At 39.4% G+C, this 4,457-nt stretch carries 6 protein-coding genes; all 6 read right to left on the bottom strand.

What is annotated here, in order from left to right; translation table 11 throughout:
• On the bottom strand, positions 1-566 hold a 566-nt coding region (locus tag MVE01_RS07985; protein ID WP_472561656.1), incomplete at its 3' end, for a DUF4123 domain-containing protein.
• 2 nt (positions 567-568) lie between these two features.
• Complete coding sequence (locus tag MVE01_RS07980) at positions 569-1,240, bottom strand: bacteriophage T4 gp5 trimerisation domain-containing protein (protein WP_472561657.1); 672 nt, start codon at positions 1,238-1,240, stop codon at positions 569-571.
• A 45-nt stretch (positions 1,241-1,285) separates the two neighbouring features.
• A complete protein-coding gene (locus tag MVE01_RS07975) occupies positions 1,286-2,887 on the bottom strand; it encodes a phospholipase effector Tle1 domain-containing protein (RefSeq protein ID WP_472561655.1) in 1,602 nt (533 codons plus the stop codon).
• A complete protein-coding gene (locus MVE01_RS07970; RefSeq protein WP_472561654.1) occupies positions 2,887-3,672 on the bottom strand; it encodes a hypothetical protein in 786 nt (261 codons plus the stop codon). The genes MVE01_RS07975 and MVE01_RS07970 overlap by 1 nt, the downstream gene beginning before the upstream one ends.
• Positions 3,662-4,225 (bottom strand): DUF4123 domain-containing protein, encoded by a 564-nt coding sequence (locus MVE01_RS07965; RefSeq protein WP_472561653.1) that lies wholly within the window; start codon positions 4,223-4,225, stop codon positions 3,662-3,664. Before MVE01_RS07965 ends, MVE01_RS07970 begins: the two co-directional genes overlap by 11 nt.
• A partial coding sequence (locus MVE01_RS07960; RefSeq protein WP_472561652.1) for a hypothetical protein occupies positions 4,225-4,457 on the bottom strand: 233 nt, incomplete at its 5' end. The genes MVE01_RS07960 and MVE01_RS07965, both read right to left, overlap by 1 nt.

Raw genomic sequence — 4,457 nt, 5'->3', positions numbered from 1 at the left:
AAGCTCTCCTTGTTATTTAAATCTATTTTCTTATAGCCTATACCCTTGGGCAAATAACGGTATTGTACCAATATTTGGGGCTCTTTCTCTTCACACCAGTAACAGTATATGTTGGAAAAGAGTGCTGCTTGATCCTCTTTTTTAGCATAATGCATCAACTCTTCAAAGACCAAAGGCTCATAAAATCGTATAATCCCTTCCATTTCACCCGCTTCATTTTCAAGATAAAATATTTCTCTCATCTTTTGAAGTGTCTCTTCAAATTCCATGGGTGTAGCGAAGAGAAGCATTGCGTTTTTACCGTAACACTCTTCTAAGAGTTGTTTGCTCTCTTCTTTTGCATCTTCACTCTCAAAATCCAGCTGCACAAAAAAGGGACCTCTTGTTTGCAGTTTCTCTCTGAGTGCTTCTTCACGGAAGAGTATATCATACTCCAAAATCCCCTCTTCAAGGTCACTGTAGAACATCGGTACTTTAGCCCCTTCTATGATGGCGTAGGTTTGAAATGTATACGCTTCATATGTTATTTTTCTTGGGTCTATTGTCTTGTATAGTTGTTCTATCATCTTTATCCTTTCATCACATCATCAAGCAGACACTTTAGACAGATTTTGTCACCCTTATTGACTACAGCATCCCACTTAGCCACAGAGTCAGGACTCCCACCAGAGATTGCCACATTCCCTTTGATAGTCACATTTCCTTTGAGAGTAATCCCACCACCATCTATAATGATAGTCCCACCTTTAGACTTAAAGACTACTCTGTCACTGCCGTGCATCTCATGCAGTTTGGTGATCTCTTTGATGTGTGTGCCTGCTTTAACGTCAAGTTTCCCATTCACCGTATGACTAAAATGCCCTTTGGTCTTAAGCGTATAGTTCGCATACGTCTCTTCAAGTCTCTGGTTCCCTACATAAAGTACTTTATCTTTGTCTACTCTGGTAGACTGAGAGTTAACAATGTGTATCTCTTGGTCATGTCCTACATCTAAGGTTTGGTCATGTCCTATGCTTATACGCTCATCTTTACCTACAGACTCTGTTCTGTTGTTTCCTACATCAGTACTTTCATCATGTCCGATGCTTTTTGTTCTGTCATTGCCTACAGAGAAAGACTCATCATGACCTACGACTTCTGTTTGGTCATGGTCTATGTTAATGGTAGAGTCATGCAAGGCATGAAGCTTGTAGTCTTTTTGTGCTCTTTCAAAGAAGTGTTTTGGTTCTAGGGTTGAGATGGGTTAGCTCCTTTGAAGTTTTTTATCTAGCCTTATTTCTATTTATTATGCTTTACTTGAGCTTTCCCCCGGCACAATAGCATTTGTTGATATGTTATTAAACACAGCACGTTGCACATGGTCTGCAAGCTCAGGATACTTTCTGCCGTCTACTTGTCTGCCGTATTTATCTACATAGCGTGCATCATTTCCAGATTCTGGTTCATCATGTATGACAGCGTCCCAAGCTCCTACTGTTGCTATTTTGTTGTCATGTATATGTGCAGGGTCACGGGATGAATGGTGCATTTCGCTCTCTTTTACTTTTATGCCATATCCTTCATCTCCATACGTATAGGCATGGCTTTTTGTTTTTAATGCATACTGATAATACTCTTTTAGATAAGTTGGCATACTATCAGAAGGAGCTAAAAAAGGCACATTGTGTTTGATAGCTTCTTCGTACATGAGGTATAATCCTACATCAGAAAGCCTATTATTGGTTCTTTTAATAAGCTTGGGAGCATACAGCGTAACTGTCTCTGTTTGCATATGGTAGTCAATAGCCTCAACCGATGCACTCCAACCCCAAAAAGCATAAAGAGTATTTTTATTTTTCTCTTTTACCAAAGACTCAGCTGCAGCCAGAGCTTTCTCTTGGCTATGATACTCTGTAGGATAGACAAACTCCTCCGACATAGTTGGATCATACCCTCCACCGATGTCTGAGTGTACACCCATAAGACTGTTGGATTCACCTGCATTTTTGGTATCTGTAAGAGGGAAATTTTTTCTCACTTCATCATGGGCAGTGAGATGATAAATATGTTTTGCTGAGGCATTGATGCCTTGGGCTAAGTCAAAATTATAGGGTTCAAAGAACTCTGTTGTTGGTTTGGTACCATGTATGGTATAGGCCGTGTAGTTTCCATATCCTCCTACAGGGATGAGTTTTACATTTTCCCAGCCTTCAGCTTTGAGGGCAGTGACCTTGGCTGCAAGGTCATCATGGTTTGTTGCATGACCGATGATGGTACTGATGTTCCCATCTGCATCACGTATACCAAACTCTTCATCTTTAAGTTGCATACCTTTGGGCAAATAGGATTCATTGAATTTCCCCAAGTACTCTTTTTTGGGTTTGAGGTCAATAGGATTACCAGGTTTACCAAAACTGCCTACGGTGTCGTAAAGACCGATGAAGTTGAAGCGGACGTCGTTATATTTTTCTTCTTCTCCATAATTAAAAAAGAATGTATTCACAAAATCCCTTGCCATAGCTGCCCCTCGGCTAAAACCGAAAACATCTATCTCTCGTTTTGTAAACTTGTTTGGTTTACTTTTGTGATATTCATGTGCATCCAATAATGCAGTTATATCTTCTATCATTTTGTAGATACGCTTTGCACCGCCACCGCCACCGCCTTTGTCGTACTTACGGTCTATGAAGTGGATATAATCCACTATGTCACTATCGTAGGTACCCACCCCATTGGTATAGAGCATTTTTGAGACAGTCTGTTTACCTAGTTTGTCTTTAAACGTACCCTCTTTGTACATATCGCTTAGTTTGGCGATGTTACTCATCTTGCCTTTACTGCTGTCAGGTTTTTTCGTGTTACCCGTTCCGTCAAAGAAGACTCCGACTCTAAATACTCTACATGGCATTATTTATCTCCTAAATTTGGTAACGGACGTTTTGGTTTAGGTAGATCAGGAAAAGCTTCCCTAAAATGCCATGTTGTATATGGTTGTCCAGGTTTATAAAAAATCTTATTGAATATCGTGTAATCAATATAATGACAAGCTAATCTTATATATCGTTCTTTCTTAGCAATAAACTTTGTTATGTGATTCCATTTCCGATCTTTATCAAAATCCAACCCGATGCGTGCACAAAGATCCACTATGGCGTTATTTTGCTTGGGATCATACCCAAACTTCTTAGCCTTATTCATCGCTCTACGTATCCAGCGGTAGCGTACCTTTTTGGGTGTCTCTTTCCAAAAGCCTGGGAACTCTTTTTCTAACTCTTGTTCCATCTCTTCAAGAAAGCGTCGCTCATCTACTTTGTCAAAAAAATCTTTATCTAGTGAAGTAATTAACATGGGTTCTTTTTCTCCTTTTGGGTGTGGCTTGCTGTGGTATTCGTCATAATCTTTGTTCCACTGTTTGGCTATTTTTTTATATTTCATCTCTACTTCAGGCGTAAGCTCCAAATCTTCTATATGGTCAGATGTTGCTACGCTCTGCCAGCTTTTGTCTTGGCTCTCAGGTAGACACATAAACTTCACCTCTGCACAGGGTCGCCCCTCTTTAAACTTTTCAAAGTCCACATAGGCTTTCTGTTTTGCTCTCATCATGTCTGCAACTGTTTCATAACGTTTGGTTTGTTGTGTTTCACAACCTACAAGCATCAATATTAAACCCGCAAACAGTAGTTTAACTCTCATGTGTATCCTTTTTTAAGTTAAGTGGTGTTTGAATCACTTTTCTGTTTTTTAAACTATACTGTACAAGTGTATTTACATCCTCTTTATCTTCACACCAGTAATGTTCTATGTCATTAAAGAGAGCATAGAGTATATTTTGGTCTTTTTGTCCTATATACTGCATAAAAATATTAGGAGCATAAAAACGCATATAGCCTTTATCTCCCTCAGGGGTATAGACATAAAAGAGCTCTCTCATCGCTTCAAGTGACTCTTCAAAGTCTAATGTAGAAGCTAAAAATATACAACCATTTTCACCATAACACTTCATAAGCTCTTTACTCTCTTCTTGGCTCTTTTCATGGGTAAAGTCCAGTGCTACTAAAAAAGGTGCAACTTCTTGCATTTCATTTCTTAGTTCTTCTTCACGAAAGAGCATATCATAAGTGAGTAATCCCTCTTCAAGGTCACTGTGAAGCATAGGGTATTTTACACCATCAAAAATACCATACACTGTTGCATCAGAAGATTTTTCTACATAGTCATGAAATATACTAAATAATGTTTCTTCCATTATTTGTCTCCCATCAAGTCTTTAAGTAGACAGCTCCAACAGACAGCATCACCTTTATTTGCAATAGCAGACCATGCTTTCGCACCTCCGCCAGAGCCACCACTAATAGCCACATTCCCCTTAATCGTCACATTCCCCTTAAGCGTTATCCCACCGCCATCTATAATGATAGTCCCACCTTTAGACTTAAAGACTACTCTGTCACTGCCGTGCATCTCTTTAAGCTTGGTGA

This window comes from Sulfurovum sp., assembly GCA_026990595.1.
In the GTDB taxonomy this organism is placed as follows: Bacteria; Campylobacterota; Campylobacteria; order Campylobacterales; family Sulfurovaceae; genus Sulfurovum.
The sequence above is the reverse complement of the archived record's forward strand: the minus strand, read 5'-3'. Positions and strand labels throughout refer to the sequence as shown.

Bases quoted from the DNA above. Each gene is read 5' to 3' on its own strand.
- MVE01_RS07970 (WP_472561654.1), bottom strand. From the start codon at position 3,672: ATGAGAGTTAAACTACTGTTTGCGGGTTTAATATTGATGCTTGTAGGT.
- MVE01_RS07975 (WP_472561655.1), bottom strand. From the start codon at position 2,887: ATGCCATGTAGAGTATTTAGAGTCGGAGTCTTCTTTGACGGAACGGGT.
- MVE01_RS07965 (WP_472561653.1), bottom strand. From the start codon at position 4,225: ATGGAAGAAACATTATTTAGTATATTTCATGACTATGTAGAAAAATCT.